This is a genomic window from Phyllobacterium brassicacearum (genome assembly GCF_003010955.1).
GTDB lineage: Bacteria > Pseudomonadota > Alphaproteobacteria > Rhizobiales > Rhizobiaceae > Phyllobacterium > Phyllobacterium brassicacearum.
This window is the reverse complement of sequence record NZ_PGGO01000002.1, coordinates 196,098-217,842: the sequence shown is the minus strand read 5'-3', so window position 1 is coordinate 217,842 and position 21,745 is coordinate 196,098. Positions and strand designations below refer to the sequence as shown.

The 21,745-nt window shown below is 58.2% G+C and carries 20 protein-coding genes; 13 read left to right on the top strand and 7 right to left on the bottom strand.

What is annotated here, in order from left to right; translation table 11 throughout:
* Position 1 precedes the first annotated feature (1 nt).
* On the top strand, positions 2–1,312 hold the full coding sequence (locus CU102_RS03950) for an epoxide hydrolase family protein (protein WP_106709664.1): 1,311 nt from the start codon (positions 2–4) through the stop codon (positions 1,310–1,312).
* A 114-nt stretch (positions 1,313–1,426) separates the two neighbouring features.
* Here the strand turns inward: CU102_RS03950 and CU102_RS03945 are convergent, their stop codons facing one another.
* From CU102_RS03945 to CU102_RS03930, 4 genes are all read right to left on the bottom strand, one after another.
* Positions 1,427–2,419 (bottom strand): NADP-dependent oxidoreductase, encoded by a 993-nt coding sequence (locus tag CU102_RS03945; protein WP_106709663.1) that lies wholly within the window; start codon positions 2,417–2,419, stop codon positions 1,427–1,429.
* Positions 2,420–2,631: 212 nt separating this feature from the next.
* Positions 2,632–3,054, bottom strand: a complete 423-nt coding sequence (locus CU102_RS03940) for a cupin domain-containing protein (RefSeq protein WP_106709662.1) — start codon at positions 3,052–3,054, stop codon at positions 2,632–2,634.
* 449 nt (positions 3,055–3,503) lie between these two features.
* A complete protein-coding gene (locus CU102_RS03935) occupies positions 3,504–3,959 on the bottom strand; it encodes a carboxymuconolactone decarboxylase family protein (protein WP_106709661.1) in 456 nt (151 codons plus the stop codon).
* Positions 3,960–3,963: 4 nt separating this feature from the next.
* Entirely contained in the window at positions 3,964–4,389 is a 426-nt protein-coding gene (locus CU102_RS03930; protein WP_106709660.1) for a cupin domain-containing protein, read from the bottom strand.
* Positions 4,390–4,489: 100 nt separating this feature from the next.
* Between CU102_RS03930 and pdxR the strand changes: the two genes are divergently transcribed.
* A complete protein-coding gene (pdxR, locus tag CU102_RS03925; protein WP_106709659.1) occupies positions 4,490–5,911 on the top strand; it encodes a MocR-like pyridoxine biosynthesis transcription factor PdxR in 1,422 nt (473 codons plus the stop codon).
* 56 nt (positions 5,912–5,967) lie between these two features.
* On the opposite strand, the gene CU102_RS03920 is transcribed toward pdxR, so the two are convergent.
* On the bottom strand, positions 5,968–7,203 hold the full coding sequence (locus CU102_RS03920; RefSeq protein WP_106709658.1) for a bifunctional alpha/beta hydrolase/OsmC family protein: 1,236 nt from the start codon (positions 7,201–7,203) through the stop codon (positions 5,968–5,970).
* A 255-nt stretch (positions 7,204–7,458) separates the two neighbouring features.
* Positions 7,459–8,406, bottom strand: coding sequence for a DMT family transporter (locus tag CU102_RS03915; protein WP_106709657.1), 948 nt, complete (start codon positions 8,404–8,406; stop codon positions 7,459–7,461).
* Positions 8,407–8,582: 176 nt separating this feature from the next.
* On the opposite strand from CU102_RS03915, the gene CU102_RS03910 reads away from it, so the two are divergent.
* The 8 genes from CU102_RS03910 (at position 8,583) to CU102_RS03875 (ending at position 18,282) form a co-directional block, all read left to right on the top strand.
* Entirely contained in the window at positions 8,583–9,494 is a 912-nt protein-coding gene (locus CU102_RS03910; RefSeq protein WP_166648357.1) for a LysR family transcriptional regulator, read from the top strand.
* 90 nt (positions 9,495–9,584) lie between these two features.
* On the top strand, positions 9,585–10,460 hold the full coding sequence (locus CU102_RS03905; protein WP_106709655.1) for a LysR family transcriptional regulator: 876 nt from the start codon (positions 9,585–9,587) through the stop codon (positions 10,458–10,460).
* 110 nt (positions 10,461–10,570) lie between these two features.
* Positions 10,571–11,014, top strand: coding sequence for a peptide-methionine (R)-S-oxide reductase MsrB (msrB, locus tag CU102_RS03900; protein WP_106709654.1), 444 nt, complete (start codon positions 10,571–10,573; stop codon positions 11,012–11,014).
* Positions 11,015–11,521, top strand: coding sequence for a peptide-methionine (S)-S-oxide reductase MsrA (gene msrA / locus CU102_RS03895; RefSeq protein ID WP_106709653.1), 507 nt, complete (start codon positions 11,015–11,017; stop codon positions 11,519–11,521).
* A gap of 309 nt (positions 11,522–11,830) precedes the next feature.
* Positions 11,831–12,784 carry a YeeE/YedE thiosulfate transporter family protein gene (locus CU102_RS03890; protein WP_106709652.1) on the top strand — a complete coding sequence of 318 codons (954 nt, stop codon included), beginning with the start codon at positions 11,831–11,833 and terminating at the stop codon, positions 12,782–12,784.
* Between the two features lie 352 nt (positions 12,785–13,136).
* On the top strand, positions 13,137–14,249 hold the full coding sequence (locus CU102_RS03885) for an ABC transporter substrate-binding protein (RefSeq protein ID WP_106709651.1): 1,113 nt from the start codon (positions 13,137–13,139) through the stop codon (positions 14,247–14,249).
* 34 nt (positions 14,250–14,283) lie between these two features.
* Positions 14,284–14,727, top strand: coding sequence for a cupin domain-containing protein (locus CU102_RS03880; protein WP_208113806.1), 444 nt, complete (start codon positions 14,284–14,286; stop codon positions 14,725–14,727).
* Positions 14,728–14,934: 207 nt separating this feature from the next.
* Positions 14,935–18,282: a PAS domain-containing protein gene (locus CU102_RS03875; RefSeq protein WP_106709650.1), complete on the top strand. Its 3,348-nt coding sequence runs from the start codon at positions 14,935–14,937 to the stop codon at positions 18,280–18,282.
* A 160-nt stretch (positions 18,283–18,442) separates the two neighbouring features.
* Here the strand turns inward: CU102_RS03875 and CU102_RS03870 are convergent, their stop codons facing one another.
* On the bottom strand, positions 18,443–18,799 hold the full coding sequence (locus tag CU102_RS03870; RefSeq protein ID WP_106709649.1) for a VOC family protein: 357 nt from the start codon (positions 18,797–18,799) through the stop codon (positions 18,443–18,445).
* A gap of 246 nt (positions 18,800–19,045) precedes the next feature.
* On the opposite strand from CU102_RS03870, the gene CU102_RS03865 reads away from it, so the two are divergent.
* The 3 genes from CU102_RS03865 to CU102_RS03855 are packed head-to-tail and all read left to right on the top strand — an operon-like array spanning position 19,046 to position 21,595.
* Positions 19,046–19,576 (top strand): Spy/CpxP family protein refolding chaperone, encoded by a 531-nt coding sequence (locus tag CU102_RS03865; protein ID WP_106709648.1) that lies wholly within the window; start codon positions 19,046–19,048, stop codon positions 19,574–19,576.
* A gap of 37 nt (positions 19,577–19,613) precedes the next feature.
* Positions 19,614–20,303 carry a response regulator gene (locus CU102_RS03860; protein ID WP_106709647.1) on the top strand — a complete coding sequence of 230 codons (690 nt, stop codon included), beginning with the start codon at positions 19,614–19,616 and terminating at the stop codon, positions 20,301–20,303.
* Positions 20,304–20,317: 14 nt separating this feature from the next.
* Positions 20,318–21,595 carry an ATP-binding protein gene (locus CU102_RS03855; RefSeq protein ID WP_106709646.1) on the top strand — a complete coding sequence of 426 codons (1,278 nt, stop codon included), beginning with the start codon at positions 20,318–20,320 and terminating at the stop codon, positions 21,593–21,595.
* Positions 21,596–21,745: the final 150 nt, after the last annotated feature.

Sequence of the window (21,745 nt, the reverse complement as noted above, 5' to 3'; positions counted from 1 at the left end):
GATGTTTAATCAGCAAACGAAAAGGCCGACTGCTCTGACCCGCCGGGCATTGCTCGTCAACGGAGCGGTGGTAGCGACTCTAGCGGTTTTTGGTTCCCAGATGGCGGTTGTCGAGGCGGGTGCTCAGGCTTTGGCGTCAAACGATATCCGACCGTTCCGTGTCAATGTATCCGCCGAGTCTCTGGCCGACCTGCGTCGCCGCCTCGCTGCAACGCGATGGCCCGAAGCGGAAACCGTGGATGACCGCTCTCAAGGTGTCCAATTATCCAGGCTTCAGGCGCTCGTGCGCTATTGGGAGACCGACTACGACTGGCGCAAGGCGGAACAAAAACTCAATTCGCTGCCACAGTTCCTGACGAAAATAGACGGAGTGGACATCCACTTCATCCATGTTCGCTCGCCCCATGCGGACGCGATGCCGCTCATCATGACGCATGGTTGGCCTGGATCGATCTTCGAGTTATTGAAGGTAATCGGGCCGCTTACCGACCCGACCGCGCATGGTGGCAGCGCACAGGACGCCTTCCATCTTGTCCTTCCGTCGATTCCAGGCTTCGGTTTCTCCGAGAAGCCTCAGGGCACCGGATGGAATCCCGATCGTATCGCTCGAACCTGGGACGTCCTGATGAAACGCATTGGATACAAAGAGTACGCATCACAGGGCGGAGATTGGGGGGCCATCATTTCCGATAGCATGGGCCGACAGGCACCTGAGGGGCTACTCGGCATTCACGTCAACAGAATCGAGCGTTCAACGACGATTCCGCCGGAAGTCGGAAAAGCGCTGAAGAATGGGGATCCCGCTCCGGAAAATCTCAGCGAAGAAGAGAAGACGGTTTTCAATGAGGCCAGAGAGTTTCTGAGCAAGGGTTTTGGCTACGCCGCCATCATGGGGACGCGCCCGCAGACTATTGGATACAGCCTCGCCGACTCGCCGGTTGGACTGGCCGCCTGGTTTTATGACAAGCTCGCCGACTGGGTATTTACCCGCGGGGAACCAGAACGCGCATTCACCCGCGACGAAATCCTTGACAACATCACGCTCTATTGGCTGACAAATACGGGGCCTTCAAGCTCCCGAATTTATTGGGAGAACTCCGCGAACACGGCAATGCCCGGCATCATCACAGTCCCGGTTGCGGTGACGATTTTTCCTGGAGAGGTCTATAGGCCACCTGAACACTGGGCTGAGCGAGCCTACCCAAACCTGATTTACTACAACAAAGTCGATAAAGGCGGGCACTTTGCGGCATGGGAAGAGCCCGAGCTCTTCAGCGTCGAAGTGAGGGCGGCCTTCAAGTCACTTCGGTGAAAGGGTACACATTGAATGATCCAACGACGGCTCGATGCCTGACCCTTCGAGCCGTCGTTGGATAGTCGTCGTTCGCGCAAGCAAATTGCGGACCGATTTGCTTGAATGTCGGTCTCAAACTGTAGCGAATTCTCGCTGACGCTTGGAAATTTCGTCCGTTACGAGCACGATTTTTCCCTTTGGGCGCGGCAGCTGACCCTCGAGCATCAGGTGCGCGTCACGAGCTTGCTCGAACGCCAATGTGGCTCCAACGTTGATCGTCAGAGCGTTCCGGGAGACCAGTGATGAGATGCGGGCCAGGCTTTCTGTGGATACGTCGACTAGAAAAAACTTGGCCAAGACTTGGTGCTCTTCCGCCAGATCCTGATCCGGAACGGAAACTGCCGAAATCAGTTTCCCTCCGTTTTTCAGCACCTTGAACGATCGCGTTTGCGTTTCTCCTCCTACCAGATCTATGACCGCATCGACACCGAGAATCTCATCCTCGAAACGAGTTTTGGTGAAGTCGATAACCCTGTCACCGCCGAGTGCAACAACTCTGTCGACATCATCGGGCGAGGCGGTGCACACGGTTCGGAGACCCGCCTCTCTGGCGAACTGCACGGCATATGCCCCCACGTTGCCTGCCGACCCGTGGATCAATACGGTTTGACCTCGTTCCAGGCCGGCCTGATCGAAAAGCGCTTGCCATGCCGTCACCGCTATGACCGGCAACGATGCTGCTGCAATGTGGTCAATGGTGTCTGGCTTTATATCGAGCATGGAAGCATTGGCGACCGCATATTGCGCGTAGCCGCCACAGAAACGCTTGTTGGTCACACCATACACCTGGTCTCCAACTTTGAACCGGGTGACGGCCGCGCCGACCGCAACGATTTCACCTGATATGTCGGAGCCGAGGATAAGGGGTAAAGGTTGGGGCAACGCGCTCTTGCCCGAGCGGATCCACCCATCCCAAGGGCCGACACCCGACGCATGCACCCTAACGATGACTTCGCTTGCACTTGGAGCGGGGGTGTCCGATGACTCAAGTTGCATTACATCCGGCGGGCCAAATTCATGGATGCGCCACACCAACCCTGAGAAACTCGTTGAACCTCCCGACATTTACTTTCCTTTCGGTCCAAGGTGATATTGGTCGGTTCGCCTCCAGCAAAGCTCTGTCCAGACCGGCTTTCCATGACTGAGGGCAATCAGGACGAGCTTGTCTCGAGCGTTATGTCGCCTTCGGTCGGCGTGTGCCAGCACATTTCGGATTAGCCGACCGAAACTAGACTGGCTGCGGGCCAATGACGCGGTTACGATGAGCATATCGCACATTACTTTTCGGAAGTCGTGAGGGGTTCGTCACCCTCATCCACAATAAATACCGCCAACAGACTTGCTGGCTCGGTGGTACTGGCATTCTCGCTTACACCGTGCCGGGAGCCTGGAAGCTCGAAGAACTGCTCACCGACCTTGTAGACCTTTGCCTCTTCATCGTTGACTTTGCTTCGTATTTCTCCTGACAATACGCGTGCATAAATGAAGGCTGACTTTGCGTGTATGTGGGCATCCGATTTCCCGCCTGGCCCATAGTCGACCACAAGTGCAACCAATTTCTTGCCCGGTGCGTTCGGAAGAACGTGTTCGAAAACTGGCCGCACCTCTTCCAGCTCACCACCCTTTGCTGCTTCAGGCAAATAAACGGATTGCGCGACAGCAAGCGCGGCGAACATAATTGAAGTGTTGTACAAGGACATTTGTGTGCTTCCCCTTATGGTTCCTGACAGGTTGTTTATCTTGTCTGGACTAAAGCAGGCATCTGCAAACGAGCCCACTGGGCCAGTGACTATACCGAGGTCGGCCGATAAGGCTTAGACCGTGAGTGGTACGCCAAGTCTTTCCAGGACGATTACCGATAGAGGGGCATGTCGTCGTCACGTCCCTGTGAACTCGCCTTTTAGAGCTTGGTCCACCGCTGCTCAGGAAGGTAACATTGTTGCTAGGCAACGCGCGCGCCTTCCAATCTTCGCCTCGCCCGGACACAATATGACTTTTTGATCTACATATTTTACCATCGCGGCTGAGCAATGAACACGGCGTTCACGATCAAGTCGTTGTGTCGGCTTGCGAATAGTGAACCTTCGCAAATGCAGTTCGCGTTGCGGATGCGCGACTAACGCCCACCCGCGAACGCGTTGCTTCCTAGCTATCTTTCGATCGCTGCGTGAGGTGTATTTCGGAAGCTGATAGCCATTCGATTGTAGCTGTTCATCAGACTGATCGCGATCGTGAGATCGACGAGTTCGCGTTCGTTAAACACAGCGATTGCAGCGTCGTAGGCGTCGTTCGGCACACCGGTCTCTGCGACTCGCGTGACCGTTTCGGCCCATGCCAGGGCAGCCCGCTCCCGCTCGTCGAAGAGATTGCCGGCTTCCGCCCAGGCCTGCAGCAATGCGATCTTCTCGATCGCCTGGCCCTTCTTCAGAAGATCCCGCGTATGCATGTCGAGGCAGTAAGCACAGTTATTTATCTGCGAGACGCGCAGATAAACCAGATCCAGCAAAACGGGGGAAAGACCGCTTTGCATGACGTAACCGTAGACGCCGCCCAGCGCTTTCGCGCCAGCAGGAGCGATTTGATTGTAATCCAGACGGCTGGTCATTTTCTCACTCCTTCGGGCCGATGGTGGTAGTCAGTTCCTTGTCGTCGGTGTCAGCGATAAACACCGCAAGCAGCTTCGCGGGCTCTGTCTTGCTGGCGTTGCGGCTCACAAGATGTGTCGAGCCCGGCGTCTCGTAGAAGCTTTCACCGGCGCGATATACCCGCTTGGGTTCATCATTAACCTGCGACTCGATTTCTCCCGACAGGACATAGGCAAAAATGAAAGCTGATTTTGCGTGGGTATGCGGGAATGACGCTCCTGCCGGTGGATAGTCCACGACCAGCGCGCGAACTGACTTGCCAGGTATGTTAGGGATGACCTGCTCGAAGCTTGGCGTGACTGTTTCAGCGGGCTCGTGTGCTGCGGCAGGCAGTGCGACGGCAATAGCGACAGCTGCAGAGGCTCCGCGGATGAAGGATCGTATGTTCATTGGTATTTCTCCTTTGTGAGTGTTTTCCTTTCCCGCTATTAATATTCTTCTGCTGGTTCTATAAAAAGCACCAAGAACGCTCAAAAATAATGTACCACGGATGACCAAGCCGCTTGAGTTGCAACTCGACCGAACCAAGAAGATCCCACTGGCCGACCAGATTTGTGTGGGCATAACAGCGGCCATCGAAAGCGGCGTGTTAGCAGCAGGTGCACGCCTTCCATCCTGGGTGGACCTGGCAGTCCAACTTGGCGTCGCACGTGGTACCGTGCGTGCCGCTTACGATAAGTTGTCAGCGGCGCAGCTTATTGTTGCATCGCGAGCGGCCGGGACCCGCGTCACGGAAAGACCGATCTTATCCTTGCCGCGGGATCCCACACCTGAACCTGGCTCCTTCATGGAGATGTACCAGGAGATGACATTGGGTCCGGCGATTTTCCAGATGGGCGTGCCGGGGAGGGAGACTTTTCCCGCCAAACTCATCGCAAGAATTCGCGCGCATGCCGTGCGTGCCGAAGCAAGTACGCCGGCGGTGTATCCCGATCCGCGGGGAGAACTTGAGTTACGGCGAGAGATTGCTGCCTATCTTGCCATTGCCCGGGGAATAGAGTGTTTGCCCTCTCAGATCCTTGTTACTGGTGGCTTTGCAAGTGGCCTCGGGCTGGCGCTCCGCGTGCTGGGCCTTGAGGGGCGCAAGGCGTGGATGGAGGACCCAGGCTTTCCGTTCACTCGACGCGGGCTCGAGCTTGCAAGCCTGTCGCCGGTTCCTATCCCCGTCGACTCCGGGGGCATCGATGTCGACTATGGCCTGAGATACGCGCCGGACGCGGGCCTCGCAGTTGTGACGCCAGGACAGCAGGCTCCTATTGGGACTACGCTCTCGCTATCACGCCGATTGCAGCTTCTGGAGTGGGCGGATCTGCAGGGGGCATGGGTAATCGAGGATGACTATTTAAGCGAATTACAATTGAACGGCCGCGCCGCGCCAGCACTCGCCTCGGTTGATCGTACGGGGAGGGTCATCCATATCGGCTCGTTCAGCAAGACCATTAGCCCAACCTTGCGCCTTGGCTTTGTGCTTGCTCCTCCGCATCTCGCCTCCCGCTTCGCCGAGGTGGCTGCATGCTTGGCACCGCCACCTGGGCCATCCGTACAGCTTGCCACCGCCGAATTCATCAGCGAAGGTCACTATTTGCGGCACCTCCGGCGCACCAAGCGTGCATACGCTGCGCAACGAGACGCATTGTTGCAATGTCTTGAAACGCGCGCAAATGAGATTGCTGTGACCACCGCCGGATTGGCTGCTCTGCTTCGGTTCGCCAATGGCATGCCAGACGTATCCATCGTCCGGGAAACACTCGCCTTCGGCTTAGCTCCCGCGCCGTTATCGGTTTGGCACGCATCGTCGGCCTCCGCGCAATCCGGCCTTTTGTTGGGAATTACAACGTGCCCTCTACAGCACGTTGAGAGGTCTTGTGACCGCCTCCTTGAAATTATTCATCGGTTCACCCCCTCCCGCTGACGTCACGATGTGTCAGGCGTCCATTGGCTTTTGTTGGCGGCAGCATGCGCGCCCGCTCATACCCCCGACTTCACGACGGTTTTTATCTTTGCCACAGCTTCGAGGGTACGGTGCACCGGGCATTTGTCGGCAATTTCGGCAATCTTGCCGCGTAACTCCTCGGTGACGTCGCCATCGACGGAAATGATGCGCTCGAAACGGTCTATCCTGCCGCTGCCGCTGCGTTCGGATTCGGTGCACTCTTCACAGTCCTTAAAATGAATCTTGGCATGCGAGACGTCGACGCCGATGCGTCCGAGCGTCAGCTTCTTGTAATCGCTGTATTGGCGCAGCGTTATCGAAGTGCAAGCGCCAAGCGCGATCGACAGGAAGTCGTAGGGTGACGGTCCGGAATCGAGCCCGCCAACGTTTTCAGGTTCATCCGCGAAAAGGCGATGGCTGCCAGCCTGAACCGAGTTCTGAAACTTGCCTTCGCCCGTTTCCATCACGCGTACATGCTCGATCGGCCCTGTGCCCTGCGGCGCGTCGGCGGCGAGATAACGCTTCAGCCATCCCGAAATAATCCGTCCGGCGAAGGCCGCGTCCTCAAGGTCAGTGAGCAGGTGGTCGGCCTTGTCCAGCGAAACAAAGCTTTTGGGGTGTTTGGCCGCAAGGAAGATTTCGGTAGCGTTCTCGATTCCGACCGTCTGGTCCAGCGGTGAATGAAGGATGAGAAGAGGCTTCTTCAGGGACGCGACAGCGTCTTTGATGCACTGTGCACGCGCGTCCTCGACAAATTGCTTTCTGACAAGGAACTTACGACCGGCGAGATCGACTTCGGCCGCACCCCACTTCTCAATCTCCTCGAGGCTCGTTCCGAAGTTCTTCAACACATGGCCGACATCAGCCGGCGCACCGATCGTGGCGACGGCGCGCACTTCAGGTATATCCTTGGCCACAGCCAGGACCGCTGCGCCGCCGAGCGAGTGGCCGATCAGCAACGACGGTGCCTGATGATGTTGGCGTAAGTAGTCGGCCGCCGAAAGCAGGTCGGCAACATTTGAAGAGAAATTTGTCGAGGCGAATTCACCCTCGCTTGATCCTAAGCCTGTAAAATCGAAGCGCAGGACGGCGATACCTTCGCGCGCAAGCTCCGCTGCAATGCGTCGCACTGACGCCAAATCCTTGGAACAGGTGAAGCAATGGGCAAACAATGCGTAGGCGCGTAAAGGACCGTTGGGTAGGTCGAGGCGGGCGGCCAGGGTTGCTCCGGAATGGCCGGAAAATTGCAGCCGTTGCGTGTTGAAAGCCATAATTAGCTCCTTTGCTGTCACGAGTATCCATTGTTACATCAGCTACGGTGTCCGGCTACCCCATGCTTATTACGAGCCGGCCCTTCACCTTTCGCGGGATCTCAATACCAAGGGCCTTTCTCATCGATTGCCGGGATGCCGTTCGTCACCCTGCAAATGGCTGATCCAAGTCTCGGCGACGCAAGCAGACCCTATGTACTGCCGAGCTTTTCCCGAGTCGACCGGCGGTCAACGGCAATGGACACCCACACCTTATTAAGCTCTGGTTTGACGTTTAGAGTGGAAGGCGTTGATAGCCATCACAACGCCTAGAACGAGCAGTATCATTCCGACCGCCTCCGCGAGGGTTGGCCACCGATGCTGGACCATCAGCCCAAAACAGGTGGCAAAAACGATCTCCGTCATCAGCAACTGGCCTGCGAGCGCTACTGGAAGGCGCTGTGATGCTATAGTCCAAGCCCACGCTCCCCCGATTGATGCCACAGCTGCCAACATGAAAGCTGGTAGGTAGAGATTGCGGATGGCCCCCAGACCAAAACCGATGTCCGGAGCCCTGAATAATTCCATGCCGTAGCCAATCGGGAGAAATGCCAATGTCTGGATGCTTCCCCCGATCATCATCAGCGCCGTCCAGACGCGTGCATCCAGGTTGGGTCTTTTCAGTAGTGCATTGTGGTTGGCGATCCCGAACCAGGTCCACAGAGCTACCGCCGCAATGGAAAAAGCGATACCGATCGTAAGCGATCTTTCTCCCTGTACATCCACCTGCATGATACTGCTACCATTGACTAACAGCAGCCCTGTCGCCGCCAGAGCAAGGGGCATCAGAAGAGGCGGCCACGAGATACTCCGCCCGCCAAAATTGCCGGTGATCGCGAGGACGACAGGCACGAGCCCGAGAAAGGCTGGAGGGATCACAGGGCCTGCGTATACGGCGGCAACCATGACGGTGAGGAAGTAGCCCACATATCCGATGAAGCCGAGTCCACCCGCGACAAACCAATCCTGTAGCGTGAGCCCACGACAAAGATGTGCGCTGGCAATAAGGATCACGATCCCGATCAACCCAGACAGCAGAAATCGACATGCGGCAAGGTCGAAGATCGAATAATCTCCGATCACAAAAGGAGCGACAAAGTTCATCGACCATGTGAGAGAGGCAAATATAGCTGCCGCGATGCCCGTAGTTGATACATTTTTCATAAAAGGGTTTGGCCATCCAGTTCGATTTAGACGGTCTTAGGGATAAATCTGCGTCTAAGAAGAATAAAACCGCGTCAGATAGCGGTTTTACGGTCCGACGTTCGGAATAGTCTATTTCATTTCAATTATGAATGCATGCGGCTATCATCAGCATATGGTTTTCTGAAAGTAGAAACATGAATTGGAACGACATCCGCTATTTCCTTGCCGTTGCCCGACATAGCGGTCTGACGGGCGCGGCAAAGCAACTCGGCGTTAGCCAATCCACTGTTGCGAGACGTGTCGAGACCTTGGAGGCCGCGTTGCGAACGCGCTTCTTCGAACGCCATACCCACGGATATCAGTTGACCGAAGAAGGTCGGGAGATGATGGAAAAGGCCATTGCGATTGAAGGGAGCATGGCTGAGATTGCGGATGATCTCGGAGAACGCGATATACAGCCATCCGGAATGGTTCGTGTCGCAACCATAGAAACACTGGCGAACCAAATCATAATACCCAATCTTCCAGCATTGCAGAACGCCAACCCAGCGCTGCAACTCGGCATAGCGATCAACGCGTCTCTTTCACGCCTGCCACAACGCGAAGCGGATATCGCCTTGCGGCTATGCCGACCCGAGCAAGGACCTTACGCTGTCAAACGTGTCGGCGGCATATCCTTCGGCTTGTATGCGTCCCGCGCTTATCTGGAACGCCATCCGATCGCAAAGAACGCAACGCTCATTACCGGCCATCGTCTGATTATGTGGGGCGACCCTATGGCCTACACGGCCTTGCCGAGGGCAATGCGCTTATGGTCCGATGGCAGCTTGGCAACGCTAGTTCTGGACTCTGTCCAGGCGCAGGTGCTCGCCGTAAAAGCCGGAGTGGGCATCGGGATTCTCCCCTGCATCACGGCGGACGATGAAGACCATTTTGTGAGGATCAATCCTGCGCATTATCTGCAGGACGAAGATATTTGGTTGATTGTTCCTAATGATCTGCGACGTGCAAAACGTATCCGCGTCGTTTCCGACTTCCTCACGCAGGTCGTTCAGCGCAATCAGGGCATCTTGGCCGGAACGTCGACCCGGAACAAAGCGGCTTAAAAGTTGGCGGCCGAATCGGCGATCGAGGAATAGCAGCGCATTCGGTGAGATACTATCAAGTACCCGGGTAACCAAAGTGAGACGTCATCCATGGACATCAATCAGGTCAGGTACTTCCTCAATCTGGCCGAAACGTTGAACTTCACCGAAGCCGCGCGTCGAAGCCGTGTTTCGCAGCCCAGTCTAACCCGGGCAATTCAGCGCCTCGAGGAAGAATTGGGCAGTCCGCTCATCTATCGCGATGGTAAGCACAGCCGTCTAACGGCGCTTGGTCGGGACATTCAAGCCGAGTTCATGCGGATTGAACTCGCCCTCCGAAATGTGCGCGAGCATTCCGAGAGCACAGTACTGGGCCGGCACCGTGTTCTCGACATCGCCGTTGCCACGACCATCGGTCCAGCAAAATTCACCGCATTCTTGGCCGACGTGCTTGGCCAGCTTCCCTCTGTAAAGATCAACATGCATCAGCTATTGGCTGGGGAGGGTGCGGACGAGGTGCTATCGGGCAAGTACCACGCCTGTATCCTGCCGGGGATGCCGCGTCCCAACCCCAAGCTCAACGTTGTGCCGCTGTTTCGTGAGCGATTCCTCCTGGCCTGCGCAAAGGACCATCCGCTGGCCGGAAATGACGTCGTCACCACCGGGGCCCTGGCCTCCTACCCATATGTCGACCGGCTGGCCTGCGAGTTTCACACACAGATCACCGAGCACCTGATGGACAATGATGCGGTCATGCAGCCGCGGTTCAGTGCCGAGCGCGAGGACTGGGTCCAGCAAATGGTGGCAGAAGGCCTCGCGATCTGCATTATGCCCGAGCATTCCGCCGTGGTGCAGGGAATAGTAACCCGACCAGTTCAGGGCATGTCGCTGGAACGCGGACTGGTATTTGTAACAGTTTCCGGTTCCGGTACCCCGCTCGAAATCCGCAAGATTGCGCAGTTGGCTGCAAGGCACGACTGGTCTTGAGCGGCCGGAACCGGCCGTGTCGAACGGCTATTGAATCTATGCACTCCCTGTATTGGGAATCCCCGCGGCCTTTCGCCATATAAGGAAAGAACAAGAATGGAGGTAACGCAATGAAGTATGCAAAGACTGATGAGGCGGTCAGCAAACTGACGTCCGTGCAGTATCGGGTGACGCAGGAAAGCGGCACCGAACGGCCGTTTACTGGGGAGTACAACGACAACAAGGAGTCGGGGATTTATGTCGACGTCGTTTCCGGCGAACCGCTGTTCGCCTCGTCCGACAAGTTTGATTCCGGCTGCGGCTGGCCGAGCTTCACCAAGCCCATCGTGCCGACAAATGTCAACGAACTGCGGGACAACTCGCATGGTATGACCCGCACTGAGGTGCGCTCGGTGCATGGCGACAGTCATCTCGGCCATGTGTTTCCCGATGGCCCTCAAGACCGGGGCGGACTTCGTTACTGCATTAATTCCGCTTCACTTCGCTTCATCCCGCGCGACGAAATGGAGGGCGAGGGCTACGGCGTGTATCTCAATCAGGTAGAGGATATCTAAATGACCGAGAAAGCTGTTCTGGCCGGTGGATGCTTTTGGGGTATGCAGGACCTGATCCGCAAGCTCCCCGGCGTAATCGACACCCGTGTAGGTTACACGGGCGGCGACGTGCCGAATGCAATCTATCGTAATCACGGTACGCATGCTGAGGGCATCGAGATCATCTTTGACCCGAAGATGATTAGCTACAGGCGGATTCTGGAGTATTTCTTTCAGATCCACGATCCGAGCACGAGCAACCGACAGGGCAACGACGTCGGCAGCGCATACCGTTCGGCGATCTACTACGCAGACGATGAGCAGAAGAGAATAGCCGAGGAAACCATCGCAGACGTGGATGCATCGGGCCTGTGGCCCGGCAAGGCCGCAACCGCGGTCGAGTCGGTGGGAGATTTCTGGGAGGCGGAGCCGGAGCACCAGGACTACCTCGAGCGCTACCCCAGCGGCTACACCTGCCATTTCCCGCGCGCAGGCTGGGTGCTGCCCAAGCGGGCGGTTGCCGAATAGGCGACCAGTCTTTCCTCGATTGGGGACACTGTCGCATTCTAGTCGACTTCTTGTGTCCGGCGCAGCGCCGGACACAAGGATGGAATTTGGATGCCCACTCGCCAGATATGTCACGTGCCAAGCTTATCTGAGGCAGAGAAGGCGTCCTGTGGCCTAACGTGAGGAATTGACCTACTATAACCTTGCGGGGAGTGTCCGCCCTGCACACTGCGCCTGTACAGCATTCTTCCCAGAAGCAGTAGCGGGAAAATCGCAGCGACAGTAATCAATGCGAATCTCTGGACGTGTCTGAAACCGGAGCAGGTGGGAGTGAGCGAGTTCCTCGTGGGCATATCAGGAGCTGGTCTCTCTGGCATAGAGCTTTGGACAGGCATGGCTGCACTCGGAGTGCTGGGATTTGTTCTCGGCTTCGCGCTCAATAATGGATCAATCTGCACTGTCATCGCCACGAGAGAGCTGGTGTTGGAAAAGAGGCCGGCGCGATTCATCGCTATCGTTGAATGTGCTGTCTGGGCTGCCATCGTTTATGCAATCCTCGAAACGTCGCCGACGATGCAGTTGGGTTGGTCGCCCTTCGGATATGTGGTTCCAGCAGCCATATTGTTTGGGATCGGCCTCCATGTGAACGGCGCTTGTGTGTTCGGGTCCGTCGGACATTTCGGAAATGGCGACTCCGAGTTCTTGTTCACGTTTTTGGGCATCTTTGCAGTGCTGTACATCGATTCTGCATTTGAGCTCCTTCCGGATCGGTCGCCGATAAGTGCTTCCGTGCCATTTGGACCGCTGCTTCTCGCAATCGCGCTTTTGGCCGCCATGGCGCTGAGGTTCGGTATGTCGCTGAAATCCGAGACCAATTTTGCGCGCCTGACGGTATGTATGGGCGCGATTGGAATCACCTTTACGATCCTGGCAGTTTTTGCGCCTGGCTTCTCGATTACGGCCTCGATTGGGTCAATCATTTCGATACCCGTCGTGGGCCCCATGACCTTGGTCTGCATGTTTTGTGGCAGCATAGTCTCAGCAAGATTCAGGAAGCGTCGTTTCGTGCTGAAATGGCCCACAATCAAGACCATATTCTGGAGAACGTTTGGGGGCATCCTTATGGGAGTGGGTGCGCTGCTGATTCCTGGTGGCAACGACACGCTGCTGATGATTGGTTTCCCCATGGGGGCATGGCAGGCTGCTCTCGCCTACATCCTGTTCGTTGCGACCCTCGCCGTGCTCATCGCGAAGTTCGGTTCGACGGCTCGAGCTTGGTCATGACTTAGGAAGCGGTGCTGAGGGAAAGTGGCCTCTCGCTTCGAGGGGGCAGGCTTGATCGCCTGTTCACAAGACCGAATGCATTTATAGTACGCCCGCTTCTTCCTTAAGACAGGTATTCCGTTTGCCCGCGTTTTCGGACGTGTCGGATTCAAGAGGCTCCCTCTCGCAATCCCGGTCTACCCGTACCGGCCCGCGATGCTCTATAACTCCAGACAAACTGTATGGATCACCTTACCAATACAGAATGATCGGATTGCCTCGCACTGTTTCTACCACCGCCAGTCTCCAACCGCTATTGCCTATCGACGAGGTGACAATGCTCAACCGAATCGTCACCGGGAGACGCTGACGCATGAGCACGCCACGATCGCCACTTAGAGCAGAGCGGACTGACGAATCTACCGTCCGGATCGGCGCTCTGGTTCCGCTAACTCGGCCTGGCTGGGTCGAGGCAGGCCAACACTTGCTCGCTGGACTCGAGCTGGCCGTTTGCGACGTCAATGACGCTGGCGGGATCATCGGAAGACCACTCGAGCTGGTGGTCCGAGACACCGCGGCCGATCCACAGAAGGCCGTCGCAGCCGTAGATGAATTGGCTCGCCTGGGCGTGGTTGCCCTGGCAGGGGAGTATCACAGCGTCGTCACTCGCGCCGCTGCTGCCAGGGCCGACGCCCTCGGCTTGCCGTTCCTCTGCTCGTCAGCGGTTCTCGACGCGCTCACTGAACAGCCAACGAAATGGGTCGCGCGCCTGGCCCCGGCGCAGTCCCACGGCTGGCAGATCTACGCAGACTTCCTCCTCAGCGCGGGCCACAGTCGAATAGCCGTAGCAGCCGAGTCGAGTGTCTACTGGGCATCTGGAGCCCGCATTCTGCGGGACTACCTCGCTCCACGCGGAGGCACCGTCATCGAACTCGACATGTGCTCGCTCGCTCCCACCGCGGTGTGCGACGAACTCGTCGACAATCGCGCGACAGCCCTCCTTCTTCTGGTTGGCCACCCGGAGCCGGCAGTGTCGATCGTCAAGTCCGTCCGCCACGACCAGCGCCTTGCCGAGATCATGATTGGTGCTCCGGCCGGGCAACCGGAGTTCGCGGAATGGGCGACGTTGCTGGGCGGCGACAGCGCCGCGATCCCGTTCTTGCGCTACCTGCCCGAGCACCTCAGCCCACTCGGTGCACGAGTCGAGACGGCCCTCCGTGAGCGGCTAGCCGAAGCACCCTCCTTCGTCGCCTTCGAGGGCTACGACACGGTCGCTGTCCTCGCCGATGTGCTGCGTTCTCACGGCGCGGATCGGGCGCATATTGCCGAATCCTGGCCGCGCGTTGCAGTTGAAGGCACCCGTGGGCTGATCCAGTTCTCCCGCACGCCAGGCATCAGCGTTTGGCAATGGGCCTGGACGCCAATCCAAGTCGTTGATCGAGATCCGGCGGAACCTGATCGCTTTCGGATCCTCTACGCCAGCTGAGAGCACGGAGGTGCGACTTTGCACAAAGGCCATCATGCTGATGCGCAACGACCTTGCCGATCGGAACTTCGAGGCCGTGATTGAGGAGATCGTGCCGCCAGGCGTGGCTGCACCGCTGCACCGCCATGGGCGGGAGGATGAGATTTCCTACGTGATCGAAGGGACGTTTCGGATCTGGCGTGGCGATGAGGTGCTCGACATGGGCCCTGGCGGCGTCGCATTGTTGCGCCGCCATCAGGTCCACTCCTTCAAAAACATTGGCACGGCTCCTGGCCGCCTCCTGACCGTCATCCTGCCCGCTGGCTTTGAGCGCTTCTTCAAAGTAGTTGCTGAGCGTGGGTCTCGAAGACGAGAACCTGGACGAGACTGCGACCGTCGCGGCGGGCGAGTTTGGACTGGAGATCCTGGGTCCGCCGCCGCCCTTGACCCATTAGAGAACATTATCGGCCACAAGAGGACATTCGCCTGTAATGTATAGGACTCCACGGAGCTGATGGAGCACTGGGCTATTTCTTGCAAAAAAAGGGTTGGCTGCGGGGCGCAGCTGTTGTCAAGCGTCCATCTCTGAAGAATTATTTAAAGTATATCCGTGGGCACTGGACCTAACCACTTTGCGCTAAAGACTAACACTAACCGCGTGTGTTAGAATTAAACCCGACGCCTCATTTGAGGGGGGTTCCATACCATGATGACCGCAAGGGAATACGCGAAGAACGCGACGGCCGTTCTGCATCATATTCTACAGATCCCGGCGGACGAATTCGATAACGACGGCACCGCCGCTGTCATCGAGCAGGCCATAAGAGACGCCACGCGCGACCGCGACAGCAGGGTCGGCGAACAATTGAAGGAAGCGCAGGCAGCCGCGCAGCAGCGTTTGGCGCGGCTGCTAAGTTCGTCTCCTGCCGTGATCTACAGCTTCAAGGCGACAGGGGATTTCGCCCCCACGTTCGTAAGCGAAAACATCAGAACCGTGTTCGGGTATGCGCCGGGCGAGTACCTCGAGAATCCGTCTTTCTGGCGCGACCGGGTCCAGCCCGACGACCTGACCCGGGTCGAGGAGGCGATTTCCCGGTTCTTCGAGAACGGAACCCACGCGGTGGAGTATCGTTTTCGCCGCAAGGATGGCTCCTATTGCTGGGTGAATGACGAGCAGCAACTGATCCGTGACAAGGAGGGCCAGGCGCTGGAGATCGTCGGATCATGGAGCGATATCACGGCGCGCAAGGCGGCGGAGGAAGCGCAGGCAGGCGCGCAGCAGCGTTTGGCTCGGCTGCTGAGTTCGTCACCTGCCGTGATCTACAGCTTCAAGGCGACAGGGGATTTCGCCCCCACGTTCGTAAGCGAAAACATCAGAACCGTGTTCGGGTATGCGCCAGGCGAGTACCTCGAGAATCCGTCTTTCTGGCGCGACCGGGTCCACCCCGACGACCTGACCCGAGTCGAGGAGGCGATTTCCCGGTTCTTCGAGAACGGAACCCACGCGGTGGAGTATCGTTTTCGCCGCAAGGATGGCTCCTATTGCTGGGTGAATGACGAGCAGCAACTGATCCGTGACAAGGAGGGCCAGGCGCTGGAGATCGTCGGATCATGGAGCGATATCACGGCGCGCAAGACGGCGGAGGAAGCGCAGGCAGCTGCGCAGCAGCGTTTGGCCCGACTGCTGAGTTCGTCACCTGCCGTGATCTACAGTTACAAGGCGACAGGAGATTTTGCGCCGACCTTTGTCAGTAAAAACATCAGGAACTTGTTGGGCTACGAGCCGCAGGAATACCTGGAAAACGCAGATTTCTGGCGGCGCTGCGTGCATCCCGACGAGCTTGCCGCGGTGGAGGGCGAGTCTCTCCACTTGTTCAAACAAGGCCACCATACGGTCGAGTATCGATTTCTCAAGAAGGATGGTACCTACTGCTGGGTAAATGACGCACAGCACTTGATCCGGGACGCAGAAAGCCAGCCGGTCGAGGTGGTCGGCTCGTGGAGCGACATCACCGATCGCAAGCGCGCGGAAGAAGCCGCAGCGGCTGCCCAGGACCGCATCTCATATTTACTCACCTGCGTGCCGGCGGTGATCTACAGCTTCAAAGCAACGGGCGACTTTTGGCCGACGTTCATTAGCCCGAACGTAAAGGACCTGCTCGGATATGAGCGTGAGGAATATCTCGAAAGCCCGGATTTCTGGCGCAGCCGTGTGCATCCCGGGGATCTGCCGCGCATCGAGAAAGATTATGCGAGACTTTTCGAGGAGGGTCGCATCGCCAACGAGTACCGGTTCCGCAAGAAAGACGGCAACTATTGCTGGATCAGTGACGATCTGCAGTTACAGCGAAACGCTGCAGGCGATCCCATCGAGGTGGTCGGTGCGTGGAACGACATCACAGCCCGCAAGCAAATCAGCGAAGCTTTGGTTGCCTCCCAGGACCGCCTCGTACGCGTGTTGTCGTCTGCCCCTGCGGTCATCTACAGCTTCAAGGCGACTGGCGACTACGCGCCCATCATCATCAGCGAGAATATCAAGAGCTTGCTCGGATATGAGCCGAGCGAGTACCTGGAGAATGCCGATTTCTGGCGCGACCGAGTGCACCGCGACGACCTTGCCGCAGTGGAGGCCGAGTCCGTCCATTTGTACAAGAAAGGCCGCCACACGGTCGAGTATCGATTTCGTAAGAAGGACGGCAGCTTTTGCTGGGTGAATGATGAACAGCAATTGGTTCGCGATAAGGACGGCCAGCCGCTTGAAGTCATCGGTTCGTGGAGTGACGTGACCGCGCGCAAGCACGCGGAGATCGATTCCCAGCGCAGCGAGCAGCGTTTGACGGACGCGATCGAATCAATCTCGGAGGGGTTTTCCCTGTACGACGCGGAGGACCGGCTGATCGTCTGCAACAGCGCCTATGGCGAACTCCTCTATCCGGGATTGGGCACGCCAGCGCCGGGTACGCCGTACGAAATGCTCATCCGTAACGCGGCGGAACAAGGCCTTGTCGAGGACGCGAAAGGACGCGTTGACGAATGGATCGACGAGCGACTGGCGAGACACAGGCAACCGGGCCAACCCCATGTACAACAGCGAGCCAATGGCCGCTGGATTCAGATCAACGAGCGCAAGACGACAGAGGGCGGAACCGTTGCCGTATACACGAACATCACGGCAATCAAGCAGGCCGAAGCAAAGATCCGCAAGTCCAAGTCCAAGGTGGAGCTGGCGAATGCGCTCGTGACCGAGAAGAACAAGACGCTGGAGGCTTTGTCGAACAAGCTGTCGAAATATCTGTCACCCCAAGTCTATTCATCGATATTCGCGGGTACACAGGAAGTAAGGATAGCCTCAAGCCGCAAGAAGCTCACCATATTCTTTTCTGACATCGCCGATTTCACCGAGACGACAGATGATCTGGAATCCGAGGAATTGACGGCGCTGATCAACCACTACCTGACGGAGATGACGAAGATCGCTCTGGCGCACGGCGCGACCGTTGACAAGTACATCGGCGATGCGATTCTGGCGTTCTTTGGCGATCCCGAGACGAGGGGCGTCAAGGAGGATGCGATGGCCTGCGTCAACATGGCGATCGCGATGCAGCGGCGGATGCGGAACTTGCAGACAGAATGGCGTGACAAGGGACTGCAGAAGCCGTTCCAGCTGCGGATCGGCATCAACACGGGCTATTGCACGGTCGGCAATTTCGGCAGCGAAGACCGCATGGAGTACACCATCATCGGCGGCGAAGTTAACCTGGCGTCCAGGCTGCAGTCCCATGCCGAGGTTGGCGGTATCCTTTTGAGCCACGCGGCCTATTCGTTGGTCAAGGACAGGGTTCTGGCCGAGGAGCGGGAACCCATAAAGGCAAAGGGCATCGCCAAGCCGGTGCGAAACTACAGGGTGCTCGAGCGGATCGACGACTTGGTCCAACATGGCAAGGCGATACGGGAAGAGCAAGACGGGCTGAAAATCTTTCTCGACTTGCAGAAGCTTGACAAAGCAAGCGCCGTCAAGACGTTAGAAGGCATCCTCTCGCGCCTCAAGACCTGATTTTAATCGGGTCGCACTCGTTCGACGAAAAGTGGAATTCCGCTATTCATGCACGAACTCACTTGCGAAACGCAGCCGGTCCATACATTGCGCCATAAGCTGCCATCGCGATAGTCGCAGAAGTCCGTATCAGCGTACGGAAGGTCGCCAATGCCCCCATCTAGCGAAGATGCGAGAGCACGTTGATCAGCTTGCCGGTGGGATCGGAAATGAAGAAACGTCTTACTCCCCAGGGTTCGTCGGTTAGATCATGGACGACCTTGCATCCGATCTCTCTCGCACGACGATACACCTCGTCCACATTGTCGACCTCAATCGAGAGGTCAGGCACAGGCGCGCCCGAGCCGCCCTCGCTGAGGATACTGATCTGGGGGACGGCAGTCTCGCGGGACGCCAGAGTGACTATCCATCCGAGATCCATGATAGGATCCAGCCCGAATAGCTCGGAATAGAAGTTCCGAATGTCCGGGACCGTGGTTGTTGCTGCGATATTCGCAACGATGCGCAGTACGGTCATCTCGCCACCTTCTCGGCAACCATATCACAGTATTCGATTTGAATCAGGACCGGAGCGCCGCCCAAAGACATGGGAGAAATCCGCCCCGTTCTGCCGCTTCTTCAATCAGGCGGGCGAAGCAGAGGCGCTGGGCCGCCGCGCCGCTCCGGCTTTACATTTCTTTACATTCGTCCAGAACGCTCGAAACCTTGCGCTGCTAGCTTTCCTCCATTGCAGCAGATGCTGCAGAGGAAAAGGAGACTGATGATGGAAAACGAGGACAAGAACCTGGAGAGCCCGATGGCCAGCGAACCCGCTTCGAAGAGCTGGAGCCGGCGAGTAGTAATCGGCGGCATAGCGACCGTCGCGATTGTCAGCGGGATAGGATTTGCAGTTGCGCGCAGCGACGATTTCGGCATGGGCGGCCACATGATGCACGCGCATATGGGAGGTGGCGGCTTTATGGAACAGCGGATCGGCTCTGTGCTCGACGAACTCAACGCGACGAACGAACAGGAAGACAAGGTTTGGGACATCATCGACAAGGCGCGCGATGAGATCAGGCCGACTTTCCGGGACTTCCGCAAGACGCGTGAGGACGTAATCGAACTCCTCGGCGCGCCAACCATCGACCGTGCGGCCGCTGAGAAACTGCGCAGTGAGCGCATCTCAGCCATCGACGAGGCCTCGCGCACGATGACGACTGCGCTCCTCGACGCCGCCGAGGTGCTGACGCCCGAACAGCGCACCAAGCTGGTCGAGCATTTGAAGGAGCGCGGAGGCCGCGGTCGGTGGTAGATTGAGTCGGCCAGGAGACTGAACGGAGAGCGGAGCGATGGCGGAGCGGGTCCTGATCGTCGATGATGATATACGTCTCTCCGCCATGCTCGGCGACTATCTCTCCGGAAACGGCTACGTCGTCTACACCGCGGCGACGGCCACGGCAGGTCTCACTGACCTCGGCCGCCGTGCGCCGGACGCCGTGATCCTCGATGTCATGCTTCCCGACCTCGACGGCTTCGAGACCTGTCGGCGGATGCGTGCCGTCTCCGACGTGCCTATCCTGATGCTCACGGCCAAGGGCGAGGAGACTGATCGCATCGTCGGGCTGGAACTCGGCGCCGACGACTATCTGCCCAAACCTTTCAATCCGCGCGAACTGCTGGCGCGGCTCAAAGCGATCCTACGCCGCCGCAGAGGTAGCGCGGTGGTTTCGCGCGTCCTGCGCTTCGGACGGCTGGAGATCGATCCGGGATCCCGCTCGATCCAGATCGACGGCCGCGAATGTGCGCTTACCAGCTACCAGTTCGACCTGCTTGTGGCGCTTGCCGAAAATGCCGGCCGCACGCTGTCGCGCGAGCAATTGATGGACACAGTCAAGGGCGAGGAGTTGGAAGCCTTCGACCGTTCCATCGACGTCCATATTTCTCGGATCAGGGCGGCCATCGAGAGCGACCCCAAGCATCCGAGGCGCATCATCACCGTCCGCGGCGCCGGCTATGTCTTTGCCCGTTTCCAGGAATGACGAGAGATAATGCGATGCGCAGCCGACTGTTCCTGAAAATCTACCTCACGCTACTAGCGAGCCTTGCCGCGGTCGCCATCGCCAGCGCGGCCTTCGTGTGGCTGGGACAGGGCGAGGAGGAGTCCAGTTGGCAGAGTCAGCGCGCGCGGTTCGTCACCGCGTTGATTCCGCCTGACATGGACCCGCAGTCGGTCGAGGCGACGCTGCGGCGGCTTTCACGGGCCTTCGACGCCGACATATCGGTCTACGACCCTCGCGGTAGGCTGATCGCGAGCGCTGGCCAGCCGCTTCCGCGCGAGATCGTCGAACGTCGCTGGCACCACAGCCCGCCAGGCAACCTTCACACCATAGTGACCGAATTGCCCGACGGCCGCGCGGTGGCCGCACGCATGGAGCGGCCTTTCCGGCCGGCCGGTCGCAATCCGCTCGCCTATCTGGCGTTGATCGCCAGCGTCATCGGGCTCGCCGCCTATCCGGTGGTGCGTCACCTAACTCGCCGGCTAGAGCGGCTACGCGGGGGCGTGGATGCCTGGGGCAGGGGTGATTTGGTGGCGCGTGTGCCGGAGGACGGCAGCGACGAGGTCGCAGCGGTGGCGAAGAGCTTCAATAGGGCCGCAGATCATGTCGAGCGGCTGATCAGGTCACACCGCGCTCTGCTCGCCAATGCAAGCCACGAATTGCGCTCACCGCTTGCGCGCCTGCGCATCGCAATTGACCTGTATGAGCAAGCGCCAGACGAGAACCGAAAGGGGGAGATCGTACGCAACCTCGCCGAGCTGGATATTCTGGTCGAGGAGATCCTGCTGGCGAGCAGGCTCGATCATGTTGAGAAGCTCGATGCGCCGGAGTCCCTTGACCTTCTAGCTCTTGTCTCGGAGGAGGGCGCGCACAACGGTGTCGAGGTCTCCGGCACGCCGGCGATGGTCACAGGCGATGCACGCCTGCTCGGCAGGCTCGTGCGCAATCTCATGCAGAATGCGCTGCGCCACGGCGGCACTCCTGTTACGGCCACTGTCGCGCAGGCCGGCGGCGACGTGGAAATCAGGGTCCGTGACCACGGTCCGGGCATACCGGAAACCGAGAGCACCCGCGTTTTCGAGCCGTTCTACCGGCCCTCTGGGCGCGGCGAGGCCACGGGCGGCTGGGGCTTGGGGCTGGCGTTGGTGCGCCAGATCGCCGAGCACCACGGCGGCGCGGTCCGATACGAATCTCCGTCGGGCGGCGGCGCTTGCTTCATCGTGGCGCTTCCAGTGCATAGGGCCACCCCGAAAGATGAACTGAAGCGTCCGTAATTCCCCTCGCTGCAAGCTGGGGGCGAATTTACCGATTTCACCCTTGGCTGAGAGGGCGCAATGGGTGGAGGCTGTGTAAAAAGGCGCCCGTGCAATGATGTAGGCTGGCGTGTTGTCACTTCCTGCTTTCGATCAGCTCTGTTAGGTATC